The following is a 22387-nucleotide window of genomic DNA, read 5'->3' as shown; positions in this document are numbered from 1 at the left end:
TCCTGTATCCAAACAAAACTAATCTCAATCACCTCACCCAGAACTTTCTTGATATAGAATTACGGTTGTTAGTTTGAAGCTGAAAAATATAAAGTCCCGGTGTGTAAAAGTCTGACTGAATCTCCAATTCCTGTCCTGCCTCTAGGCTGATATCTGATAAAATCACCTGGCCCAAAGCATTGACGATACGTCCTGTCCCGGACTGGTTGGAAATGACTTTTACAGGTCCTAGTGTTGGATTGGGATATAAAATTAACTGAATCCCTTCACTTGGGGGAATGGCAGATTCCGAGGCCTTGAGATAAATCAATCCACCGGCTCGCGTACCTAAAATCAAATCAGGATTACCTCCCAAAACATCCGGCAGCAAGGTAATCCAAGTATTTCTGCCAAAGCGAGTCGGATAGTTTTCACCTCCGATTTGGATTTGTACTTCTTCTCGCTGACTTTGTTGCATGAAGTTGTCGATATAGGTTAAAATTCCCTGTTGATCGATAGTATACAAGCCGGGGTCTTCTTTTTGATAAACTGCAACAGCTAGATTTCGATTGGCAGGATTGTCCTGAAATCCCAAGAAATCGGTTTCAAGGAGCTCAGTAGCTAAATTTTCAAAGTCTATGGAATAGAGATCCAAGCCTCCATTCTGAGCGGCAACGAGTAAATAGTCTTGATCCTGATAATTAAAAAGCGACAAATAATCCCCTCGGCTGGGCTGATAGCCTGAAAGCTCAAGTCCGGTCCACCGATTGTTGAGCAGCTGAAAAATACGCTGCTGCGGGATATTTCCCTCAAAACGTATTCCTGTCAGTAATCTTTGGACTCGACCTGTTTGGTCGGTGTATTCTAAATATTGAACTTCAGAAAGCCCTAATTCTCGAATGTTTTCAAAGCGATCCTTCTCTTCGAATGCTCCATTTTGAAAATCGAATTCTAAGATTTCACCCAATACTTCTCCTTCACGGGTCACATTGGCACTGAGGTAGAGTTTTCCTCCATTTTGATTTCCAAGGAAAAAAGGCCTTGTGTTTTCTCCCAAATCCAAAATTTGATCCTGTAAAATAGGATTGCTCATCCCATCAAACCGGAAGATGGACTGAGCGAAGTCCACTCCATAAATGGCAGCTGCTTCATTGGAATTTGAACTGATAATCAGATTCCCCTCTATCAACTCCGGATTGTGGAAGACGGGAAATCGGGGTAGCGCACCAAGGCTAGGAAGACTGGTGGAAAATTCGTCGAAAAGGGGATCGGTTTCTGTTCCTTTATTAGGTAGGAAATATAAGATATCGCACTCATCGCGGCCTAAAAGCAAATCGGAAATACCGTCGCCATCCCAATCCTGATAGAGAAGAGAATGGCCGCCAGCATGCTGGATTCGGGCATTTTCAGTAGGACTGACTCTTAAATCTATGCCAGCACAAGTCTGTCCAAAAGAGATATCACCGCAGGCACAGATTTCAAATAATCCCCAATGCCTCACCGGGAAAGCAAAGCCGTCGATTTCCGGGCTGCCACTTCGATCTATTGAAGTATTTTCATAGAATTCCAGATAGTCTCCCGAGGCAAAATTGAAGATCACCAAGTCTAGATCTCCATCTCCGTCTAAATCTTGAATCAACGGTGTGTCAAGATTATTGGCTTGAATATTTGATCCATTATCCAATGGAAGAAAGTCTTGAGCCAGTTCAAAGGAAATGGAGTTGCCGGAAGAAGTGTTTTGGTATGCTTTGATACCTCTGGCTGTGGAAGTAAAGAGGTCCTTTTTACCGTCTGAATTGTAGTCCGCCAACACCAAAAACCCACTGATATCCTCCGGAAAATAGTAAGCCCATTCAGGTTGATGGATGAATTCCTCACCTGATTTTTCAAAGACCGAGAGTTGCCGGGAATTGATATCCCAGACTACCCACTCTTCGGCTCCGTCATCATTCAAATCAATTGTTTGGATTTGGGCTGAATTGATCCCGCCACTCCAAGGGGAGCTCAGCGTCTTGCCTTCCAGATCGACTGCTGTGCTCTTATCAAAAGTGAAAGCGGTTTGGCCTTGACTGGGCAAGGATAAGAGCGATATGAAAAAAAGCAGGAATAAACTTCTCATGGCTAAATTCTAAACCGAATTTAAAGATAAAACGTTGCCAAAAGCCAAAAATGAGATGGATTCGCTTATTTTGGACTATTAAAATTAAGTCATGAATATCATCACCCTATACGAAGCTTTTCTCAAAAGTACAGGAGTCAGTACCGATACACGGAAAATTGAACCAGGAAATCTGTTTTTCGCCCTAAAAGGTCCAAATTTCGATGCGAATGAATTTGCTGCGAAGGCTCTTGAAATGGGTGCTTCTGGAGTGGTGGTCGATGACCCCGCTTACTATTTGGAAAATGATGAGCGCTATTTTATCTGTCAGGATGCTTTGGTTTGCTTGCAGAAACTGGCCAATTATCATCGACATCAATTCGACATACCCATCCTTGGTCTTACCGGTAGCAATGGAAAGACTACTTCCAAGGAGCTGCTGAATGCTGTATTGAAGACCAAATTCAAGACTTTGGCTACAGTCGGAAATCTCAATAATCACATTGGGGTTCCATTGACCTTGCTTTCTCTCAAGAAAGAGCATGAACTGGCAATCATCGAAATGGGAGCGAATAAACAAGGGGATATTCAGGAGCTTTGTGAAATTGCCGAACCCACACATGGTTTCATTACTAACATTGGGAAAGCTCATTTAGAGGGAATGGGAGGACCGGAAGGGGTTTTGAAGACAAAAACAGAGCTTTACCAGCACCTGCGGGAAAATAAGGGGACGGTTTTCATCAATAGCCAAGATCAGATCTTGAGCAATATGGTCAAGCGATTCAAAGAGCCCGTTCTTTATCCTTCCAAAGGGGATTTTTGCGAAATACAATTTTTGAGTGCCGATCCCTTTGTAAAATTTTCGGTCGAGGGGGTAGATGGGGAGCAAGTATCTTCTCTGATCGGAGCTTATAATTTTGGAAATATTGCCACTGCGCTTACTATCGGGAAGTTTTTTGGAGTGGATATGAATCGAGCTGTAGAGGCAGTTTTGAATTACAAGCCTTCCAATATGCGCTCCCAATTGGTCGAAAAGCGGAGTAATTTAATCATTTTGGATGCCTACAATGCCAATCCATCAAGCATGGAAGCAGCGATTCGGACCTTTGGTCAGATGAAAGGGAAGAAGCATAAAATGATCATCCTAGGAGACATGTATGAGTTGGGTGAGCATGCCGAGGCGGAGCATGCAAGATTAGGAGAGATAGTCAGCGAGTATGAGTTTGATAAGGTTTGTTTCACAGGAAAACTCATCGTTTCTGCACTCACTAAGGCACCGAAGGCCCTGTATTTTCCCGATCCTTTTTCATTCCGAAATTGGCTTCAGGACAGTCAGCTTGAAGACTACATGATTCTGATCAAAGGAAGTAGAGGGATGAAGTTGGAGGGGCTTGTTGATTTTATTTAAACTCTCTCTTTTTCTAAGGGTTAAAAAGACACATCTATTATCAAACTAGAAATTATGAGGCCTTATCTAGACTTTCTTTCAACTCTCGCAGAAAACAATCATAAAGATTGGATGGATGCCAACCGAGATTGGTATCAGTCAAACCGAAAAGAATTTTTAGAGGATGTGACGGTCATGTTAAAGAATCTCTCAGAACTCGAGCCGGCACTGTCTGCTTTCAAACCGAAAGATTGCGTATTTAGACAAAATCGGGATATCCGTTTTTCTGCCAATAAGGATCCCTATAAAACCAATTTCGCGGCCTATTTTTCACCAAAAGGAAAGAAATCCGAGGGGCCGGGATGGTATCTTCATATACAGCCAGGCAATTCATTTTTTGCAGGAGGCATTTGGATGCCAATGGCAGAAACACTGAAGAAAATTCGAAAGGAAATTGATTACTCCGGTGCTGAGTTAACGGAAATTCTCAGCAAACCTGAGTTTGTCAAAATGTTTCCCACCATCGAAGGAGAAAAGCTCAAGACAAGTCCAAGGGACTATGATGCAGACCATCCATATATCGAATTTCTTCGGATGAAAAGCTTCATCGTTTCCAGCCCAATTGCAGACAAGGATGTAAACTCGGGCAATTTTCTGAACCTTGCCTTCCAAGGGTTTTCCGTGATGAAGCCTTTTTTGGACTTTCTGGATAAAGCCGTAGAAGAGGTCGAAGACGGCTCGAATTTACTTTAATTTCTGAAGGCTTTATCAATTTGTAGATCCGCTAATCTAATAGTAGGAAAGGTGAATTGCCTACAATGAACCTAGATGTTCATAATTCGGATGCTTCACTCTTTCAACTTCCTGCCAGAAATAAAAGAGAATTTGACAAAGGCTTAATTGCGGAAAACCGTATTAATCAAAATCACTCCAATTTACATTTTCAGAAAAGGCTGTAAAAAAGCCAAAGCCAATCACGGAAAAGATAATGATTCCAATCACAAAGCCGATGAGTCGAAGAATCAGCTCAGATTTGGCCCAATTGGATTTGTTGACATCGGTATTCTTATCTACTGCCCAAACGATCAACATGATAAAACCAATGAGTGGCAATTTGGAGATCAAGACGTTGATGATCCAGTCTCCAAGCGTTAAGGTGGGTTTTTGGAATTCTTCAGGAATGTTCATAGTGGTTTGAGGTTAGTTGTTTCGAGGAAATCTTTGGTCTGAAACTCATGCTCTTGCATAGCGAAATTATCCGGGTTAAAGGGATCAGTTTGGATAAACTGAACCACGATTTTTTCATAGTTTTCAGAATTTTCAAAGTCTCTGAGATAGATTTCAGCACATTTTCTGGCGAGTACTTCCGGGTATTCTCCCAGAAGTTTTGGGTCGCCATTCTCCAATTTAAGAATAATTATAGATTCATCATTTGTCCGCTTCAAATTCACAGAGGTGCCTTGGAAATCACCTAAAGCGCGAATTTCATCCGAAGGAACAAATCCATCTCCCACCATTTTTTCCATTCCCTTAAATGCTATTTTGAGGATATCCTCAGGCTGACAGGAGCAGGAAGAGAGAAAAAAAATAGCCATCAAAAAAGTGATGGCTTGAAGTCTTATTGTTTTCATAAAGCTCAATTTCTAAGTATTTTGATTTGCTCAGAGTGATTGTTCCACTGTAATTCCAGAATATAGAAGCCAGCTGGAAGATAACTAAAATACGAATTTATTATGAACCTTGAAGTTGTGGGGAGTGGAACTGTTTTTTCTCTTAACTCACCCGTAGTATTCAACAGGCGTAGCTTCACATTTCCTCCTGAGATTTTTTCTTTTCCCAGATAGGCTAATTCTAAATTTTGACCTGCATAGCTTGGGTTTGGAAATAAAGTCCAATTGGGTATCATCTCTTTGGGCATCTCTCGTTTTACCAAGAGAACAGAGCTGTAATAATCGAATTCTCCTGTTTTTTTTCTTATTCTGTAATAGAGGTGGTCTTGATTAAAGGGGAAATTTGTGTCTTGAAAGGAGTAAGGAGTCTTTTCGGTTTTTGAATTAGGAATTTCAATGGTTCCGATAGTTTGAAAAGGCTCATCACCATTATTTTTTCTTTGAATTTCGAAAGTGCCAGGCTCTATTTCTCGATTCGTTTCCCAGTTGAGGATTACTTTTCCTGTCTTGGGAGACCACTCTCCTACAAAGTAGGAAAGATCTAAAGATAGAACTGAAGCAACATCCAGAAAGTATTCTACGGTTTGAGAGCATCCATTAGCATCGGTCACAGTCAGTGTATATAAGCCTGTGCTCAGGCCGAATATATTTCTATTAGTACTGTAAAAACCATCAGGACCCGTCCATTCAAAGCTATAAGGCTCCGTGCCTCCAGTGACACTTTCCACGTAAATGATCCCGGTATCATCATCGATTTTTGTAGGGAAAATAGTCACCTGAATACCAAAGTTAGGATCAATGAAAATATCCTTGTAGATGTTAGTAGTTGTCACCCCATCATCAGCGGTAAGTCCTATAGTGTAAGTGCCTGTTGCAGGGAAATCAAAAACTGGACTTGGTCCGGTAGCAGTCCCTAGTCCGTCAAAATCCCATTCGAAAGTATAATTGTATGGTGGTGATCCCCCTATAGTTTGCGAAGTGAATTCTATGGTCGTATTACAAATCCCATTAGACTGGAAATCGAATTTTGGAAATAATGGAACAGCAGCAGTAAAGCCTTCAAGGTTGCCGTAGCATTGTGAGTTAATGTTGTTTTTATTGCTAATAACACAAGTAGAATTAGGGTTAGCTGTACCCGTGGTCCAATAGATGAAAATGTCTTTAATGTCTACCACATCCCCCCAATTCCAAGTAAAATCCCGAACCTTAACCCAAACGTTCTGCTGGGCTTGTACACCAGAAAAAAGACATTCGTATTGCTCATCTGCGATTAGAACGTCATTGATGACAATATCAAAAAAGAATCTCAGGTTATATCCATTAGTTGAAGAGCCTCCCAGAATAGTCCAGAGTTCTCCATTGATTTCTTCTCCAAGTTCATATTCGTCAGTGACTGTGAAAGGGTTTCCATCGGCATCTCGTAACTGAAAGCCATCAACAACGAAATTATTCTGAGGGCATTGGGCAAATAGGACCTTAGGAATACTTAGGGTCATAAGTATCAAAATAACTATTTTGACTAGTCCTATTTTTTGCATTTAACTCGGTACTTTCGGGCTTCAAATATAGCAAATGAAGCAACACAAAAAACATTGTAAATAACTGGTTTTCTGATAATTAAGATTGGGTTATTATATAAAAATAAAAAGTCTTTTGGTATTGAGAATATTGAATTTTGTCACAGGAAAAAATCAAAAAACGACTTAATTTTTTTTGGAGTCAACTCGAAAAGTTCACTTGGTATAGATTGAGGCTGACTCTACTTGATGGTTTCTTTGACTTTAAATGATTCGGGTTTACAGAGGTTTTACTGAATTTTGAAACCTTCCGAAATGCAACTGGGATTCGCTAGTCTTTGAGCTAACATTAAAAAAACAAAAAGCTCCTCTATTGAGAAGCTTTGATGGTGGAGGATAACGCCTGCCTGCCGGCAAAGGCAGGGAGTCGAACCGATAGCCTGTGCCGAAGAAAATCGGCAACCTTCCCGAATGCTTTCGGGACGCTCTAGGAAGTTGAGCTAATTAACCATCCGATATATTTTCGGCTTTTTTTCTTCTTAATATCGCGTTCTCTTTTCAATGCAATAGACCGATCAGCTACTTTTTCCAAATATTTTATTTCCCAAAAAGGGGCGCCTGATTTTGTGGAGGGAGTTGCTCCTGCATTATGGTGTTTTAATCTTGCTTCAGGAGAATCAGTTGACCCGATATAGTATTTATTGGTTTTGGTACTGAAAAGGATGTAAACGAAATACATGATTAAAAATAAAAAAAGGCTTGCAAACTCTGCAAGCCTTGATGGAGGATAACGCCTGCCTGCCGGCAAAGGCAGGGAGTCGAACCGATAGCCTGTGCCGAAGAAAATCGGCAACCTTCCCGAATGCTTTCGGGACGCTCTAGATAGTTGAGCTAATTAGATAAAAACAAAAAGCTCCTCTTTTGAGAAGCTTTGATGGTGGAGGATAACGGAGTCGAACCGATGACCTCTACACTGCCAGTGTAGCGCTCTAGCCAGCTGAGCTAATCCCCCAATTTTTCTATTTTTCAGTATTTAAACCGATGAACTTTCCGAATGCTTTCGGGACGCTCTAGTCCCGATGACTACCGGGTAGCTAATCCCCGTTGTTTGAGGTGCAAATATAGAACTGGATTTAATACCCACAAATATTTAATTACTCTTGGCTGTAATTAATCCGGGTCATAATACTTCTTCCCAAGGTGACCTCATCTGTAAACTCTAGTTCACCCCCTACAGGGATACCTCTTGCGATGGTACTGATACTTACGCCTGTTTCTTTTAGTCTTTTGCCCAAGTAGAAAGCAGTGGTATCTCCTTCCATGGTAGCGCTTAGCGCCAAAATGATTTCCTTAACCGGTTCATTCTTAGCAGATTCAGAAATTCTGCTTACCAGGGATTCGATGGTTAGTTCTTCAGGACCAATCCCTTGAATAGGTGATATGACACCGCCCAAAACATGATATTTCCCATTGTATTGATTGGTGTTTTCGATAGCTAGTACATCCCTGATATCTTCTACCACGCATATAGTGGACGAGTCACGCTTATGACTTTTGCAGATGCTGCATTCCTCGTCATCGGAGATGGTATGGCAAGTCTTGCAATATTTGATTTCTTGCCTCATTCGAGTCAGTGATAGCGCCAATGCCTCTGTATGAGCTTCGTGTTGTTTAAGAAGGTGAAGGGCGAGTCGAAGAGCAGTTTTCTTGCCGATGCCTGGCAGCCTGGATATTTCGGTAACGGCATCCTCGATTAGTTTTGAAGGGAGATTCACAAAAGTGGAAATTAAGTAATGGTAGCTTGAATTCCTGCGTCAAGGATCGCTTCGCACATGGGTTTCAGATCTTCGAAACTCCCCTTTTTGACAGCACATTTTCCTTTGTAATGAATGATTAATGTGCATTGCTCAGCCTGTACTCGGGTATGCTTACAGACTTTCATCAAAACATGGGTCACATGATCAAAGGTATTCACATCGTCATTGAATACTACCAGGTCATGTTCCTCCAGGTCCAGCAAATCTTCAATTAAAATTTCTTCTTCCTCCAGCTGGGGTAGATCGTTTTGAAGGTAAATCATATTGCAAAATTAAGAATAATGGTCAAATTTAGCGGTTTCAAGCCTTCTCTTTTATGAATCCACAAACAGTACTAATTGTTATCGCCTGCTATTTTTTGTTGCTTTTTGTCATCTCTTGGTTGACATCAAGAAAGGTGACTTCAGATACCTTTTTCACTGGTGATAGGCAGTCTCCATGGTTTTTGGTGGCTTTTGGAATGATTGGGGCTTCGCTCTCTGGAGTCACTTTTATCTCAGTTCCAGGTGAAGTTGGCAATACTAATTTTTATTATTTCCAGGTTGTGCTTGGATACACGCTCGGCTATTTTACAATTGCTAAGGTTCTTTTGCCTTTATATTATCGATTGAATCTCATTTCGATATACACCTATTTGGAGGATAGATTTGGCTTTTACAGCTACAAGACTGGTGCTTTCTTTTTTATTCTTTCGAGGACCTTAGGCTCATCGCTAAGGGTTTTCTTGGTGGCATCAGTTTTACAGTTGATTCTGTTCGATTCCTTAGGAATTCCCTTCTGGGTTTCGGTCTTAATTACAGTAGGCCTGATTTGGATTTACACCCACCGGGGAGGGATCAAAACGGTGGTTTGGACCGATACGCTACAGACCTTTTTTATGCTTGCATCGGTGGTAGTTTGCATCATTGTGGTCGGCGACGCATTGGAGTTTTCAGGGATCTCAGATTATTTCAGCCGGGTATCCGAAGACTCGAGGTCTTCCATCTTTAATTGGGACTGGAAAGCCGGGACTAATTTTTTCAAGCAGTTTATTTCCGGAGCATTTATCACTATTGTCATGACTGGCCTGGACCAGGATATGATGCAAAAAAACTTGACCTGTCGGAATATTGGGGATGCTCAGAAAAATATGTTTTGGTTTACAATCATCTTGGTCTTTGTAAATCTACTTTTCTTGGGACTGGGGGTAATGTTATATCTTTTTGCGGAGACGCAAGGGCTTGCACTTCCCGAGAAATCAGATGAATTGTTCCCCTTTTTGGCGACTCAGCATTTTCCTGCTTATGCAGGAATCATTTTTGTCCTGGGAATAACGGCGGCAGCCTATTCCAGCGCAGACTCAACGCTTACTGCTTTGACCACTTCCTTTTGTATTGATTTTCTAGAAATCGAGCGAAAATATCCAAAGGACAGACAAGTGGCAGTCAGAAAAAAAGTCCACCTGGCTTTTACGTTTATCATGTTTTTGGCTATCCTGATCTTTCACTGGATCAATGATCAAAGTGTGATCAATTCGGTATTTATCATTGCGGGATACACATACGGGCCTCTTCTGGGATTGTATGCTTTTGGATTGTTTACAAAAATGAAAGTTCAGGATAATATGGTTCCGTTTCTAGCTGTTGCAGCCCCCCTAATTACCTTTTTCATTAGCTCAAATTCAGAGCGTTGGTTTTGGGGATATAAGTTTGGGTTTGAGGCTTTGATTTTGAATGGTCTCTTGATGTTTTTAGGGCTGTATCTTTTCCGTCAAAAGAATTAAAGCCCGAGTTCTTTTTCCGGATCCCAAAAAAGCTTGTCGAAATCCTGAACTTGATCTTTTTCTACATGGATTCCTTCCAGTTCCAATAGTTCTTGCATTCGGGTAGGAGTGGCGAAGTGATGCTTTCCGGTCAAAACTCCTGCTCTATTTACGACTCGATGGGCTGGAACATCCGGTAGGGTATGAGCCGCGTTCATAGCATAACCAACCATGCGAGCACCGCTTTTTAGCCCCAAATAGTGAGCAATCGTTCCGTAGGTACATACCCTTCCCGGGGGAATCTCTCGCACCACCTGATAGACAAGGTCAAAATAATTAGACTTTTTTGTGTTCATTTTTCCAGTTCAAAAAGGATTGATTGATAGCCTTTCGGACTTGCGCTTCTTTGATTTTTTCACCTGACCGAATAGGGAATTGATAGCGCATCAGGATATTATCGGACTTTCGCTCCAGTATATTCAGTTGGGCGCCTTCGGTCAGCACCAGATCTCCATATTCTTTCAAAACCTGCGTGAGGCTCTCCTCCAATTGATTCAATTGTAAATCACTGGAGTAGGGGATTTCTGCATCGAATACGACTTGGTGCGTGTTGTTTTTAGAATAATTCACCACATCGGTGGATAGAATCATGGAATTGGGAATGAAAATCAATTCACCTGTTTCGCTTTTTAGGACCGTATTCACGAGCGTAATATCCCGTATGAACCCCGTTTTATTACCCACATTGATTTTGTCTCCTATTTCCAGCTGCTCTGAAAACATCAGGATCAAACCGTTCACGATATTGGTGATGTATTCTTTTGTAAGTAGCGCAATAGCAGCTGCGACAATAGTGATGGAAGTCAAAAACTCCAAGGGTCTGATACCAAAGGCAAGCATCAATGAAATAAGGAAGGCAAAGAAATTCAGGATCGTGGCTATCCGGTTGATTCCAAGGACGAAATTGGGCTGAACCTTTGTCTCTGCAGTTTTCTTTAAATAAATCCCCAAAGTGATAAACCGGCCAAGAGAAATAACCAAGTGTGCACTCAGCAGAAAAATACCAGCCCGGAGTAGATTGGTGAGGGAAGCATGCTCTTCTAAAAACCTATGCACGGGTGTATCCGCCACATAAGCAATCTGTAAGAGGATCAACAAGATCAGCTTGAGAAAAAAGTAACCTCTTCTCCTGTTCTCTTTGCTTCGTATACTGGTTTTTATATCATTCATAATAGAATCGAAAAATAACAGTTAATTTTAGGAATTATCAACCATTAAAATTGGAATGACTCGAAATATTATTGTCACAGGTGCTGCGGGTAATTTGGGAGGAGCTGTTGTAGAAAAATTCAAGCGGGAAGGCTATAAAGTCATTGCCTTATTGCAGCCCGGAAAAAATGAAGAAGTAGAAGAAGCCGATGATAGCTATGAGGTAGATGTCGCAGATGAAGCGGCAGTTGAGGCTTTTGTCAAAGAGTATCAATTGCAGTACAATGACCTGGATGCATTAGCACTTTTGGTAGGAGGATTTGCGATGGGTTCTATGGAAGAAACCTCGAAAGCAGACTTGGATCAAATGATTCAGCTGAATTTTTACAGTGCCTTTCACTTAGTAAAAGGTTTTCTTCCTTTGATGCAAAAGCAGAATAAAGGCACTTTCCTATTTGTAGGTGCAAGGCCAGCATTGCAGCTAGTAGATGCAGCAGGGACTTTTGCCTATGCGATGAGTAAAAGCATGGTTATCAATCTAGCAGAAATGGTCGCTAGTTTTACACAGGATACTTCTATCCGGTCTCACGTTTTTGTTCCGAGCATTATTGATACTCCGCCAAACAGAGAATCTATGCCTGATTCAGACTTTTCGAAATGGGTCCGCCCTGAAGAAATTGCAGAAGCCATGCACTATGCAGTGAACAATGATGCTCTTCGAAATATGACTTTCAAACTTTATGGTGAAGTATAATATGAAAAATATTTTAGTAGTAATCTTGACCTTCTTCATGATTGGGCTTCAAAATCAGGCAATGGCCCAGACTCCAGAGATAGAGGTTCAAAAGGTGATCGAGAAGCTTTTTGATGCCATGCGTGCCAAAGATGGTGCTGCCGCAGGAGCGGTCTTTTTAGAATCAGCACCTATGCAAACTGTGGTAGCAGGCGAAAATGGGAGTACTCTTGGAAGTAATTCAGTCGCTGACTTTGTGAATCGGATCGCCACCACTCCAGAAGATGTAAATCTGGATGAGCGGATCCTGGAATACCAAATCAAAGTAGACGGAGATCTTGCTGCAGCCTGGACACCTTATGAATTCTATGTGAATGATCAATTCAGCCACTGCGGGGTCAATTCTTTTCAACTTGTCCGTACTGCTGAAGGTTGGAAAATATCCTATATCATCGATACCCGTCGGAAAGAGGGCTGTAACCAATGAACTTGAACAAAGAAGAGGTATTCAAACAGGCCGTTTCGATCCTCAAAACAAGAATTCAGGAATTGAAGGAAGAGCGAAAAGCTATTTCTGATGGGATTTTGGAAGATGATAAAAGCAGTGCCGGAGATAAATTTGAAACTGGCCGGGAAATGCTTACCCAGGACCTGAGGCAGGTTGAATCTCAAATTACCTCCAATTCCAACCTTTTGGATGAAATTTATCGGGTGCAAAGCGTAAAATCCCAAAGCTCAAATGTTAGAGAAGGGTCTTTGATCCGCCTTGCCGGAGAATACTTTCTTATCGCTGCCGCAGTTGGTAAAATTACGGTCAATGAGCAAGGCGTTTATTTGATCAGCGCAGCATCACCTTTGGCACAGAGTGTCATGGGAAAAGGGAGTGGCGACAAAGTCCTATTCAAAGGAAAAGAGAATTCCATTGAACTGATTGCCTAGGCTAATTTTTCGGGACAAAACTCATCAATTCTTTTGCTCCATCAAGTAGTGTCAATTTATCCTTGCCTACCTTAAGGTTTTTTACTTGACTCAGTGCGGAAATAAAATCCTGCTCTCCTGTTCCAGGGCAGGCTTTTCGAGTCATGGCACCGGGGTCTAGGTTGATGTCAGTTCCTTCGAGCTTGAAGCTTCCATTGAAATTATTACAACCCGAAAAACCAGTGAGTTTTCCATCATCCATAAAGTTGAGAAAAGGGACTCCTCCGGAAAATTGTGATAGATCTAGACCTTGACCTAGTAGGGAGGAAAGGGCCCAACTATTTCCAGTAAGGAGGCTTAGGGGGTTCAGACTTTTGACACTGCTACAGCCGCTGAACAAAATAAAAACCAAGGCTATCGAAAATAAACGTGCTTTTTTCATGGATATCTAGATTTGGTTCACCCTAAAATAGCGGATTTACTTCATTTTTATTTTATAGGAAAGTCGGTTTTCGAAAAAATATTTGGGTGATCGATTATCTTAGCTTTAGAAAAAATCTATTTAAAGGCTGTTTTTTCTGCCAATTTGAAAGATAAATGGGCTAATGCTTGGCAAAAAGAAAATGGAGGCTTAAACTTGCAAATGCTATCCTTGCTATGAAAAAGTCCATGATTGCACCATTTTTACCGGCTTTTACCCCACGGCTTTCTTGGGGCTTTACCTTTTTTGGAATGAGCAAGACCATGATGACGACCATCATTACGGGGTAATCCCGTTTCTATTTTCTACCTCCGCCCTTTTGGCTTTTGCCATATTTCTCATCAAATCACAAAGTAAATCATGAAAATCATCAAGTTTGGTGGTTCGTCCATAGCGAATCCAGATTCAATTAAACAGGTTTTTTCCATCATTCAGGATAAACTGAAGCGACAGGAAATAGCAGTTATTTTTTCCGCTTTTGGTGGAGTTACTGAGACACTCCTCACCATTGCGAAAATGGCCAGAGAAGGGGATCAAGTTTATCGGGATTTATTACAGACTCTTGAAGAGAAGCATTTGGATATGGTTCGGCAACTTATTGCTGTGCAGAATCAGTCTACCGTCATGACTTATGTAAAAGTCCGATTCAATGAATTGGAGGACTTGTTTCATGGTATCTATCTGATAAAAGAAAATTCCCCTCGGACGCTGGATTATGTAGTGAGTTTTGGGGAGCGGCTTTCTGCATTCATTTTATCAGAAGCATTGACTGCCAAGGGCGTGAAAAGCCGCTTTCTCGATGCAAGGGAAGTGATCCGGACCAATGACCGATTCGGGCAGGCAAGGGTTGATTTTGAAAAAACCAATGCATTGATCCGTCAGTATTTTTTGAATTATGATGGGGTTAAGGTGATCACAGGATTTATCGCTTCAACGGATAAGGGTGAGACGACTACATTGGGAAGGTCTGGTTCAGACTACACCGCGGCGATTTTTGCATCAGCCCTGGAAGCAGATGATTTGGAGATTTGGACGGATGTATCCGGAGTTTTGACTTCAGATCCAAATTTGGTTTACACCGCTTTCACCATTCCTCAGTTGAGCTACAATGAGGCGATGGAGCTTTCTCATTTTGGTGCTAAGGTGATTTTCCCTGCAACCATGCAGCCGGCTATGAAGCGCAATATCCCGATTAGGATCAAAAACACTTTTGAACCTGAAAATGCGGGAACCTTGATTAATGGGGATGTGACGAATGGCCCACTGATCAAGGGTATCAGCTCCATGTCCAATATTTCAATTGTGACTGTTCAAGGAGCTGCTTTGTTGGATGGGACTGCCGGAAGTCGAGTATTTAAGGCTCTTTCGGAGGCCAAAGTCAATATCGTCCTCATCTCTCAAGCTTCATCGGAGCATAGCATCTGTCTCGCGATCAAAACCAGTGAGGCATATCTGGCCAAAGAGGTAATCGAGCAGGAATTTTTCTACGAGATCAAATCCAACGAAATGGAGGAAGTATCCCTCCTTCATGGGTATTCGACCATTGCAGTGGTGGGAGAAAATATGAAGCAAAATCCGGGTGCTTCCGGGCGAATGTTCCGGGCTTTAGGTCGGAATAACATCAACGTGGCAGCCATTGCCCAAGGAAGTTCAGAGCTGAATATTTCTGCTGTAATTCCTCAGCCGGACTTGCAAAAGGCTTTGAACGCCCTGCATGAGGCCTTTTTCCTTTCAGAAAACAAGGTGCTTCACGTCTTTTTGGTAGGGACTGGCTTGATTGGAAAAGCCCTGATGCGAATGATTGCGATCCAACAAGCAAAACTTCGAGAGGAAAGCGAGCTGGACATCCAAATCCACGGTTTGGCTAATAGTCGTTTTATGGCTTTTCATGAGGATGGATTTGATCTGAAAGCCGGCTATGATTTGTCCGAGAAGGATCAGAAAATGGATATGGAGAAGTTTGTCCGACAAATGGAGGAAATGAACTTTTCTAACTCCGTCTTCGTGGATTGCACGGCAAGTCAAGAAGTGGCAGATGCCTATCCTCGTGTCTTGGGCGCGAAAGTGGCCATCGTCACTCCGAACAAAAAAGCCAATTCAGGAACCATGGAGCAATACCTGGAGCTCAAGAAGTTGGCGAAGAAACGAGGGGTGAAATTCCTCTACGAAACCAATGTTGCAGCAGGGCTTCCCGTCATCAATACTTTGCAGGATTTGATGCTATCCGGGGATAAGGTGATCCGAATTGAGGCAGTTTTGAGTGGGTCAATGAATTTTATTTTTTCCGAATTGGAAAAGGGAGACCCTTTTTCCGAAGTGGTCAAATCTGCTAAAGAGAAAGGCTTCACCGAACCGGATCCTCGAGATGATCTGAGTGGGATGGATGTGGCTAGAAAAATTTTGATCCTCGGAAGAGAGGCGGAGCAAAGACTAGAATTTGAAGATATCACGGTGCAAAGTATGGTACCTGAAGATTGTCAATCTGCCGAGTCAGTCCAGGATTTTTTCGAAAAATTGAAAGGTCATGATAAAGGTTTCGCAGACTTGCTCAAAACTGCAGAAGCTAAAGGAGAAAAACTCCGATTCATGGCTACTCTTGAAAATGGGAAGGCGAAAGTGGGGCTAAATTCACTTCCTGCTTCGCACCCATTTAGCAATCTGAGTGGCAGTGATAATATGATTTTGCTCACTACAGAGCGATACCTTGATCGGCCGATGATCATTAGAGGGCCAGGTGCCGGGGCAGATGTAACTGCCGCGGGTGTATTTGCAGACGTCATTCGAATCGGTAACTATACTCGGGAGTGATGCGAACCGTCAAAGCTTTTGCGCCAGCTACTGTAGCCAATGTTTCCTGTGGCTTTGATATTCTAGGCTTTGCTATAGAAGGCATGGGAGATACCGTGCAGCTCATAGAAAATAATAGCCAAGAGCTCAGGGTAGTTTCAATCACAGGAGACGGGGGTAGATTGCCTCTGGATGCTGCTAAAAACACTTGTTCGGTAGCCATTCAGGCTCTCTTGGATGAGTTGGGAATCCGTCTTGGATTGAATATTCATTTAGAAAAAGGGCTGCCACTCGGATCTGGAATGGGTTCAAGTGCTGCCAGTGCCGTGGCGGCCTTGGTCGCTGTGAATGAATTGCTAGAAAACCCATTGGAGAAAAAAGATCTGCTGCCCTTTGCGATCTTAGCAGAGAAAGTTGCCTGCGGTGCCGGTCATGCTGATAATGTCGCTCCCAGTCTATTGGGAGGATTTGTCCTGATCCGGGATTATCACCCACTAGATGTCATCAAACTGCCAGTGCCTTCGGAATTACATTGTGTACTTTTGCATCCGCATTATGAACTCCGGACAGAGGATTCCCGCTCAGTTCTTCGGGACCAAATTCCTTTAAAATATTCCACCATACAATCAGGAAATGTTGGTGGCTTGGTTTCTGGGCTTTTTCTATCCGATTATGGATTGATATCAAGGTCATTGCGGGATGTGATAGCCGAGCCTTATCGAGCAGTGTTGATCCCTGGTTTTTATGAGGTACGTGAGGCAATCAAATCGGCTGGTTCACTCGGAATGGGTATTTCAGGTTCCGGGCCAACCCTTTTTTCCCTCTGTCAGGGGGAGAGTTCCATCCCCGGAATTATTTCAGCGGCTCGAAAGGTCTATGAATCTACGGGTCTCGGAGTAGATGCCTATCACTCAGCGATCAATATCCGTGGAGCTTTTGTAATTGAATAAACCACAGCATGAAGTATTACAGCACCAATAACCATAAGCATCAAGTTGGTCTTTCCGAGGCCGTAATCAAGGGCTTGGCACCAGATAATGGCCTGTATATGCCCGAGCGGATTCCTGTTTTGCCAAATGACCTGATCGAAAAAATGTCCGAAATGAGCTTTCGGGAAATCGGCTATGCGGTGATCGGGGCTTTGTTTTCAGAGGATTTGACCGAAAAGCAGATTCATGAGTTGGTTGATCATACGCTCAGTTTTGATGCACCAATCGTGGAGGTGGAGGAAGATGTGTATAGCCTAGAGCTGTTTCATGGGCCTACTTTGGCTTTCAAGGATGTAGGAGCAAGGTTTTGTTCCAAACTGATGAGTATGCTTGTCGAAGATAAAAGTAAGACGCTTCGAGTTTTGGTTGCCACCTCGGGAGATACCGGAAGTGCTGTTGCCAATGGTTTTTTGGGAGTGGAAGGAGTGGAGGTCATTATTCTTTTTCCCAAAGGAAAAGTCAGTAAACTTCAGGAGAAGCAGTTTACCACATTAGGGCAAAATATAACCGCCTTGGAGGTGGAGGGAGTCTTTGATGACTGTCAGACCTTGGTGAAGCAGGCTTTTTTGGATAGGGAATTAAATGAAAAGCTGATGCTGACCTCGGCAAATTCCATCAACATTGCCCGCTGGATTCCGCAATCCCTGTACTATTTCTATGCTTTTTCCCAGTTGCCTAAAACGAGTAAAAAAGTCGCATTTGCAGTTCCAAGCGGGAATTTCGGGAATATCGGAGCTGGGATTTTGGCACAACAAATGGGCCTGCCGATAGAACAGTTTGTGGCCGCAACCAATGTAAATAAGGTAGTTCCCGAGTATTTGAATGGCTTTCCTTTTAAGGCCAAGCCCTCCATCCCGACTGTGTCCAATTCTATGGACGTGGGCAATCCAAGTAATTTCCCAAGGCTTCTGGCGCTATATGAAGGAGATGAGAAGCGGTTCCGGGAAAACGTGAAAGGGTATTTTTACACCGATGAGCAAACGGTGGAGGCCATTCAAGCAATACAGCCAAAGGGATATACACTCGATCCTCATGGAGCAGTGGGATATTTGGGCTTGAAAGACTTTATGGCCGAAAATCCAGGTTATGTGGGAGTCTTTTTGGAAACCGCCCATCCGGGTAAATTCCGGGATGTGGTGGAGGAAGCATTGGGAGAAAAATTGATCTTACCTGAGCGATTAGCAGCCTTTTTGGAGGGGGAGAAAAAAGTGATTCCTATGGGGAAAAGTTTTGATGAGTTTAAGGGTTTTTTAAAGGGGTTGGTTTGATGATCCGGTGAGTGATAGTGTTATTTGATACTATCAAAATCCAATCAAATCACCTCCCAAGGCTCAAAAACAGGGATTTGACTTGATTTGAAGTCTTTTTTATTTCTAGTGATAATTCCTTCAAGTTTGGGGATGCCAGAAGCACAAAAGTACTGCACGGCATCTTCCAAATCATTAAAAACAGAGTTTAAAGCCTGTAGTATTTGAGCTTTTTGGGTAGGTTGAATCTCCAAATAATTGATCAACCGACCAATTTTGATTCTGCTTTCTGCTTCTCCTATTTCTTTTGAAATGATGTAATAGCTGGTCAGTATCGAATTGTCCGAGGTCCAAAGTTGCCATTCCTTCAGCCGGGATTTATTGAATATCTCCAAAGCATACTTTCCAAACGGCTGTCTATTTCCTAAAAAGTCCAGCAGGATATTAGTGTCTAAAAAGTATCGTGTCATTTCTGGTGTTTTTCGCTTAAAATTTCTCGGATCGCCTCTTTTTCATTTAAGTCAGCGGGTAAATTGACCGAACCAAAAAGCCCTTTGAATTCCTCAGGAATATTAGCTTGCTGTTTCTCCGCTTCAGCAATTTCTTTTTCTAAAAATCGCTCGACCAAATCCGAAAGACTCTTTCCAGAGTTCCCCGCGAATTCCTTTGCCTTTTCAATGATGTTTTTTTCGATAGTGAGCGTGAGTTTTGTTTTCATGTGTTTATAATTTGTCTTAAAGCGGTCACATGGAATCTCGCAATTATAATCATCCCTCTGTGTGTCGCTTGCGTCATGCTCGATTTCATCTGTTTTCAAATTGATTTTGAATGGTCAGATTGCCCCGAAAGCTTTCGGGGTGACGATTAACCCCGACAAATCGGGGCATTTCCCGTGCGTTAAAAGATTATTTTAATCGTGCTGATTTTATGACACGTGTAATTTATTTAAATATACGTGTGTTTTCTGTTTGTTGATTCTATTTCTGTAAAAATTTAGAAAAAGCTTTTGCCTTCACTATTTTCAATTTCTAATTCAAACCTATTTTAACCATGTATTATTCAACTCGTTTTCTCAGTCTTCTGCTTCTTGCAGGATTTGCCTGCTCCCAGCCAAAAGAGACCTCCGAGGTCATCACGGCTGATTCCACCGCTTCCAAATTTGCAAATGCTCCATTGGTTGAGCATATCTACACCGCTGATCCCTCAGCCCATGTTTTTGAAGGGAAAATTTTCATCTATCCCTCGCATGATATCGAAACGGAGGTGGCGGAGGACGATATGGGTTCTCATTTTGATATGAAGGATTATCATGTTTTTTCAATGGAAAAGCCAGGAGGGGCTGTTACCGATCATGGGGTAGCGCTCAAACTGGAGGATATTCCTTGGGCAGGCCGTCAGCTTTGGGCTCCGGATGCGGCTGAGAAGGATGGAAAATATTTCCTCTATTTTCCTGCAAAGGACAAACAGGATATTTTCAAAATTGGGGTAGCGATCTCAGATCGGCCAGAAGGCCCCTTTCAAGCGGAGCCTGAACCTATTGCCGGGACTTTCAGTATGGATCCATCAGCCTTTCAGGATGGAGAGGAGTATTACTTGCTATGGGGAGGAATCTGGGGCGGTCAGCTTCAATGGTATGAAGATCAAAAGCTGGTGGAAGGACGAAAAGGTCCAACGGATGGTATTCCAGCACCAGACCAAAAAGCCTTAATGCCATACATTGCCAAACTTTCAGGCTCCATGACTGAATTGGCAGAGAAGCCAAAGGAAGTTTTGATTTTGGATGAAAATGGTGAGCCAATCAAAGCAGGAGACAATGATCGGAGGTTCTTTGAAGCAGCCTGGATGCATCAATACGAAGGGAAATACTATCTGTCCTATTCCACTGGCGATACCCATTTTATTGCTTATGCTACAGGGGACAGCCCTTATGGGCCTTTTACGTACCAGGGAAATGTCTTAGAACCAGTTCAGGGCTGGACCAATCACCATTCCATCGTGGATTTTGATGGCAAATGGTATCTTTTTTATCATGATACTGAGCTATCAGGAGAGACTCCACTTAGGAATATCAAAATGGCTGAGTTAACTCACCTACCTGACGGAAAAATTCAGACTATCAACCCAATGAAGTAATGCAAAAGCCGGATTCTGTCCGGCTTATTTCTTACGCTCAATGGTGTAACTGACGAGGTCTTTGAGGGATGTCTTAAATTCGGAATCAGGAAAGTCCTTTAGGATATCCAAAGCTTCTTGATAGAATTCATTCATTTTCTCTTTGGCATATTCTAGCCCTCCACTTTTCTTGACAAAGTCAATTACCTGGGCTACAGCTTTCTTATCTTCTGATTTGTTTTTGATCAGGGAAATGATTCTTCTTTTTTCCAGCCAATCTGCATTTCTCAAAGCATAGATCAGCGGAAGTGTCATTTTCTTTTCCTTGATATCAATGCCTACGGGCTTACCGATTTCATCCTCCCCGTAGTCGAAAAGGTCATCTTTGATCTGGAAAGCCATCCCGACTTTTTCTCCAAAATCACGCATTTTGCTTACGTTCTCCAAGTCAGCTCCAACACTTGATGCGCCAACTGCACAGCAAGAGGCGATGAGACTGGCTGTTTTTTGTCGGATAATCTCGTAATAAACCTCTTCGTCTACGTCCAGTTTTCGGGCTTTATAACTTTGCAGAAGTTCACCTTCTGACATTTCCCTTACGGCATTGGAGACGATCTGCAGGAGATTAAAGTCTCCATTGTCTACGGAAAGGAGTAGCCCCCTCGACAGCAGGTAATCCCCTACCAAAACGGCGATTTTGTTCTTCCAGAGTGCATTTACAGAAAAAAATCCCCGGCGGTAGTTCGCATCATCCACTACGTCATCATGCACTAGGGTAGCTGTATGAAGGAGCTCGATAAGCGCAGCTCCTCTGTGGGTAGAGTCGTTGATCTGTCCACAGACACCAGCTGTCAAAAACACAAACATGGGACGCATCTGCTTACCCTTGCGCTTGACAATGTAATTGGTGATGTGGTCAAGGAGCTTGACTTTGCTCTTCATAAAATCCCTAAACTTCTGCTCGAATTCAATCATTTCGGCAGCAATCGGGACTTGGATTTGTTTGAGGTCAGGTTTCATCAGGAATGCGAGCGTAAAAATAGCATGCTTTGGGTGCAGTGCAAGAAATCTTTTGGCTTTACTGACAAACGGTCTAGATCCCGAAACGTTTATGGATTTTCTGTATTTTGTATTTTATTGATTTATCATAACCCCCACTACGATGAAAAAGCTAAGTATTGAAATTAAATGGGCACTAATTTTTGTGGCTATGATGCTGATTTGGATGGTCTTTGAGAAATCCATGGGTTGGCACGATGAGAAGATTGCTGATCATTCTAACTATACCAATTTGGTGGCTATCCCCTCGATTCTGATTTATGTGTTGGCTCTTCGGGATAAAAAGATTAATTTCTATGGAGGACATTTGAGTTTCAAACAAGGTTTTGTATCAGGGATGATCATTACCTTGATTGTGGCCTTGCTTACTCCATTGAGCCAATTTATCATCTCTACTTATATTACTCCCGACTATTTCTCCAATGTGATTGAATATTCAGTAAGCACTGGCATCATGGAGAGAAGCGCTGCAGAGGAGTTTTTCAATTTGAAGAGTTACATTATCCAAGCCACTATAGGAGCCTTCATTATGGGTTTGATTACCTCCTTGGTAGTAGCTTTTTTGGTGAAATCAAAAAAAAATACACCTATGCCCTCTGCCAGCTAATCCTAATCTGACTAATTCTATTTATGTATCTTTGAT

Annotated in this window: 24 protein-coding genes and 1 tRNA gene; 11 read left to right on the top strand and 14 right to left on the bottom strand. The window is 42.4% G+C overall.

All coding sequences use genetic code 11. From position 1 onward, the window contains the following. Positions 1–28: 28 nt before the first annotated feature. Positions 29–2098, bottom strand: coding sequence for a T9SS type A sorting domain-containing protein (locus tag CDH51_RS09620; protein ID WP_100628398.1), 2070 nt, complete (start codon positions 2096–2098; stop codon positions 29–31). 91 nt (positions 2099–2189) lie between these two features. Between CDH51_RS09620 and CDH51_RS09615 the strand changes: the two genes are divergently transcribed. Further along, positions 2190–3485 (top strand): UDP-N-acetylmuramoyl-tripeptide--D-alanyl-D-alanine ligase, encoded by a 1296-nt coding sequence (locus tag CDH51_RS09615; RefSeq protein WP_100628397.1) that lies wholly within the window; start codon positions 2190–2192, stop codon positions 3483–3485. A gap of 54 nt (positions 3486–3539) precedes the next feature. Next, on the top strand, positions 3540–4217 hold the full coding sequence (locus CDH51_RS09610; RefSeq protein WP_100628396.1) for a DUF2461 domain-containing protein: 678 nt from the start codon (positions 3540–3542) through the stop codon (positions 4215–4217). Positions 4218–4379: 162 nt separating this feature from the next. Here the strand turns inward: CDH51_RS09610 and CDH51_RS09605 are convergent, their stop codons facing one another. The 7 genes from CDH51_RS09605 to CDH51_RS09575 all read right to left on the bottom strand — a co-directional run bounded on the left by CDH51_RS09605 (position 4380) and on the right by CDH51_RS09575 (position 8731). Then, positions 4380–4652 carry a hypothetical protein gene (locus CDH51_RS09605; RefSeq protein WP_100628395.1) on the bottom strand — a complete coding sequence of 91 codons (273 nt, stop codon included), beginning with the start codon at positions 4650–4652 and terminating at the stop codon, positions 4380–4382. Then, the gene (locus tag CDH51_RS09600) at positions 4649–5095 is read right to left on the bottom strand and encodes a hypothetical protein (protein WP_100628394.1); all 447 of its coding nucleotides are present in this window, start codon (positions 5093–5095) and stop codon (positions 4649–4651) included. Before CDH51_RS09600 ends, CDH51_RS09605 begins: the two co-directional genes overlap by 4 nt. Positions 5096–5100: 5 nt before the next feature. Next, positions 5101–6672: a PKD domain-containing protein gene (locus CDH51_RS09595; protein WP_100628393.1), complete on the bottom strand. Its 1572-nt coding sequence runs from the start codon at positions 6670–6672 to the stop codon at positions 5101–5103. A gap of 466 nt (positions 6673–7138) precedes the next feature. Continuing rightward, positions 7139–7390, bottom strand: coding sequence for a GIY-YIG nuclease family protein (locus CDH51_RS09590; protein WP_100628392.1), 252 nt, complete (start codon positions 7388–7390; stop codon positions 7139–7141). Positions 7391–7586: 196 nt separating this feature from the next. Then, positions 7587–7663, bottom strand: a tRNA-Ala gene (locus CDH51_RS09585). Positions 7664–7805: 142 nt separating this feature from the next. Beyond that, positions 7806–8426 carry a recombination mediator RecR gene (gene recR, locus CDH51_RS09580; RefSeq protein WP_024284575.1) on the bottom strand — a complete coding sequence of 207 codons (621 nt, stop codon included), beginning with the start codon at positions 8424–8426 and terminating at the stop codon, positions 7806–7808. Between the two features lie 11 nt (positions 8427–8437). Further along, entirely contained in the window at positions 8438–8731 is a 294-nt protein-coding gene (locus CDH51_RS09575; RefSeq protein WP_026947926.1) for an ATP-dependent Clp protease adaptor ClpS, read from the bottom strand. A gap of 53 nt (positions 8732–8784) precedes the next feature. Here CDH51_RS09575 and CDH51_RS09570 point away from each other — a divergent pair, with 53 nt between their 5' ends. Then, complete coding sequence (locus CDH51_RS09570) at positions 8785–10230, top strand: sodium:solute symporter (protein WP_100628391.1); 1446 nt, start codon at positions 8785–8787, stop codon at positions 10228–10230. Here the strand turns inward: CDH51_RS09570 and CDH51_RS09565 are convergent. Both CDH51_RS09565 and CDH51_RS09560 read right to left on the bottom strand, forming a co-directional pair. Then, on the bottom strand, positions 10227–10565 hold the full coding sequence (locus CDH51_RS09565) for an MGMT family protein (protein WP_100628390.1): 339 nt from the start codon (positions 10563–10565) through the stop codon (positions 10227–10229). The two genes, CDH51_RS09570 and CDH51_RS09565, sit on opposite strands and share 4 nt — an antisense overlap. Then, the gene (locus CDH51_RS09560; protein WP_100628389.1) at positions 10546–11439 is read right to left on the bottom strand and encodes a mechanosensitive ion channel family protein; all 894 of its coding nucleotides are present in this window, start codon (positions 11437–11439) and stop codon (positions 10546–10548) included. The genes CDH51_RS09565 and CDH51_RS09560 overlap by 20 nt, the downstream gene beginning before the upstream one ends. A gap of 55 nt (positions 11440–11494) precedes the next feature. Here CDH51_RS09560 and CDH51_RS09555 point away from each other — a divergent pair, with 55 nt between their 5' ends. From CDH51_RS09555 to CDH51_RS09545, 3 genes are read left to right on the top strand one after another with little or no spacing between them, the layout of a single operon-like run. After that, positions 11495–12172 (top strand): SDR family NAD(P)-dependent oxidoreductase, encoded by a 678-nt coding sequence (locus CDH51_RS09555; protein WP_100628388.1) that lies wholly within the window; start codon positions 11495–11497, stop codon positions 12170–12172. A gap of 1 nt (position 12173) precedes the next feature. After that, positions 12174–12638 (top strand): nuclear transport factor 2 family protein, encoded by a 465-nt coding sequence (locus tag CDH51_RS09550; protein ID WP_232724785.1) that lies wholly within the window; start codon positions 12174–12176, stop codon positions 12636–12638. Continuing rightward, positions 12635–13090: a hypothetical protein gene (locus tag CDH51_RS09545; protein ID WP_100628387.1), complete on the top strand. Its 456-nt coding sequence runs from the start codon at positions 12635–12637 to the stop codon at positions 13088–13090. The genes CDH51_RS09550 and CDH51_RS09545 overlap by 4 nt, the downstream gene beginning before the upstream one ends. Position 13091: 1 nt before the next feature. Here the strand turns inward: CDH51_RS09545 and CDH51_RS09540 are convergent, their stop codons facing one another. Beyond that, positions 13092–13511: an META domain-containing protein gene (locus CDH51_RS09540; protein WP_024284583.1), complete on the bottom strand. Its 420-nt coding sequence runs from the start codon at positions 13509–13511 to the stop codon at positions 13092–13094. A gap of 399 nt (positions 13512–13910) precedes the next feature. On the opposite strand from CDH51_RS09540, the gene thrA reads away from it, so the two are divergent. The 3 genes from thrA to thrC are packed head-to-tail and all read left to right on the top strand — an operon-like array spanning position 13911 to position 18594. Continuing rightward, a complete protein-coding gene (thrA, locus tag CDH51_RS09535; protein WP_100628386.1) occupies positions 13911–16358 on the top strand; it encodes a bifunctional aspartate kinase/homoserine dehydrogenase I in 2448 nt (815 codons plus the stop codon). Then, entirely contained in the window at positions 16358–17287 is a 930-nt protein-coding gene (locus tag CDH51_RS09530) for a homoserine kinase (RefSeq protein ID WP_100628385.1), read from the top strand. Before thrA ends, CDH51_RS09530 begins: the two co-directional genes overlap by 1 nt. 8 nt (positions 17288–17295) lie before the next feature. Then, positions 17296–18594: a threonine synthase gene (gene thrC, locus CDH51_RS09525; RefSeq protein WP_100628384.1), complete on the top strand. Its 1299-nt coding sequence runs from the start codon at positions 17296–17298 to the stop codon at positions 18592–18594. A 44-nt stretch (positions 18595–18638) separates the two neighbouring features. On the opposite strand, the gene CDH51_RS09520 is transcribed toward thrC, so the two are convergent. Next, entirely contained in the window at positions 18639–19043 is a 405-nt protein-coding gene (locus CDH51_RS09520) for a type II toxin-antitoxin system VapC family toxin (protein ID WP_100628383.1), read from the bottom strand. Continuing rightward, positions 19040–19291, bottom strand: a complete 252-nt coding sequence (locus tag CDH51_RS09515; protein WP_100628382.1) for a DUF6364 family protein — start codon at positions 19289–19291, stop codon at positions 19040–19042. Before CDH51_RS09515 ends, CDH51_RS09520 begins: the two co-directional genes overlap by 4 nt. Before the next feature lie 332 nt (positions 19292–19623). Between CDH51_RS09515 and CDH51_RS09510 the strand changes: the two genes are divergently transcribed. Then, positions 19624–20706, top strand: a complete 1083-nt coding sequence (locus tag CDH51_RS09510) for a glycoside hydrolase family 43 protein (protein ID WP_100628381.1) — start codon at positions 19624–19626, stop codon at positions 20704–20706. 24 nt (positions 20707–20730) lie between these two features. Here CDH51_RS09510 and CDH51_RS09505 read toward each other — a convergent pair whose 3' ends face one another. Beyond that, on the bottom strand, positions 20731–21705 hold the full coding sequence (locus tag CDH51_RS09505; protein WP_100628380.1) for a polyprenyl synthetase family protein: 975 nt from the start codon (positions 21703–21705) through the stop codon (positions 20731–20733). 142 nt (positions 21706–21847) lie between these two features. Here CDH51_RS09505 and CDH51_RS09500 point away from each other — a divergent pair, with 142 nt between their 5' ends. Continuing rightward, on the top strand, positions 21848–22351 hold the full coding sequence (locus CDH51_RS09500) for a DUF4199 domain-containing protein (protein WP_100628379.1): 504 nt from the start codon (positions 21848–21850) through the stop codon (positions 22349–22351). Positions 22352–22387 lie beyond the last annotated feature (36 nt).

Origin of the sequence: Algoriphagus formosus, from assembly GCF_002807035.1 — a bacterium.
In the GTDB taxonomy this organism is placed as follows: domain Bacteria; phylum Bacteroidota; class Bacteroidia; order Cytophagales; family Cyclobacteriaceae; genus Algoriphagus; species Algoriphagus formosus.
This window is presented reverse-complemented; position numbering and strand designations above follow the sequence as displayed.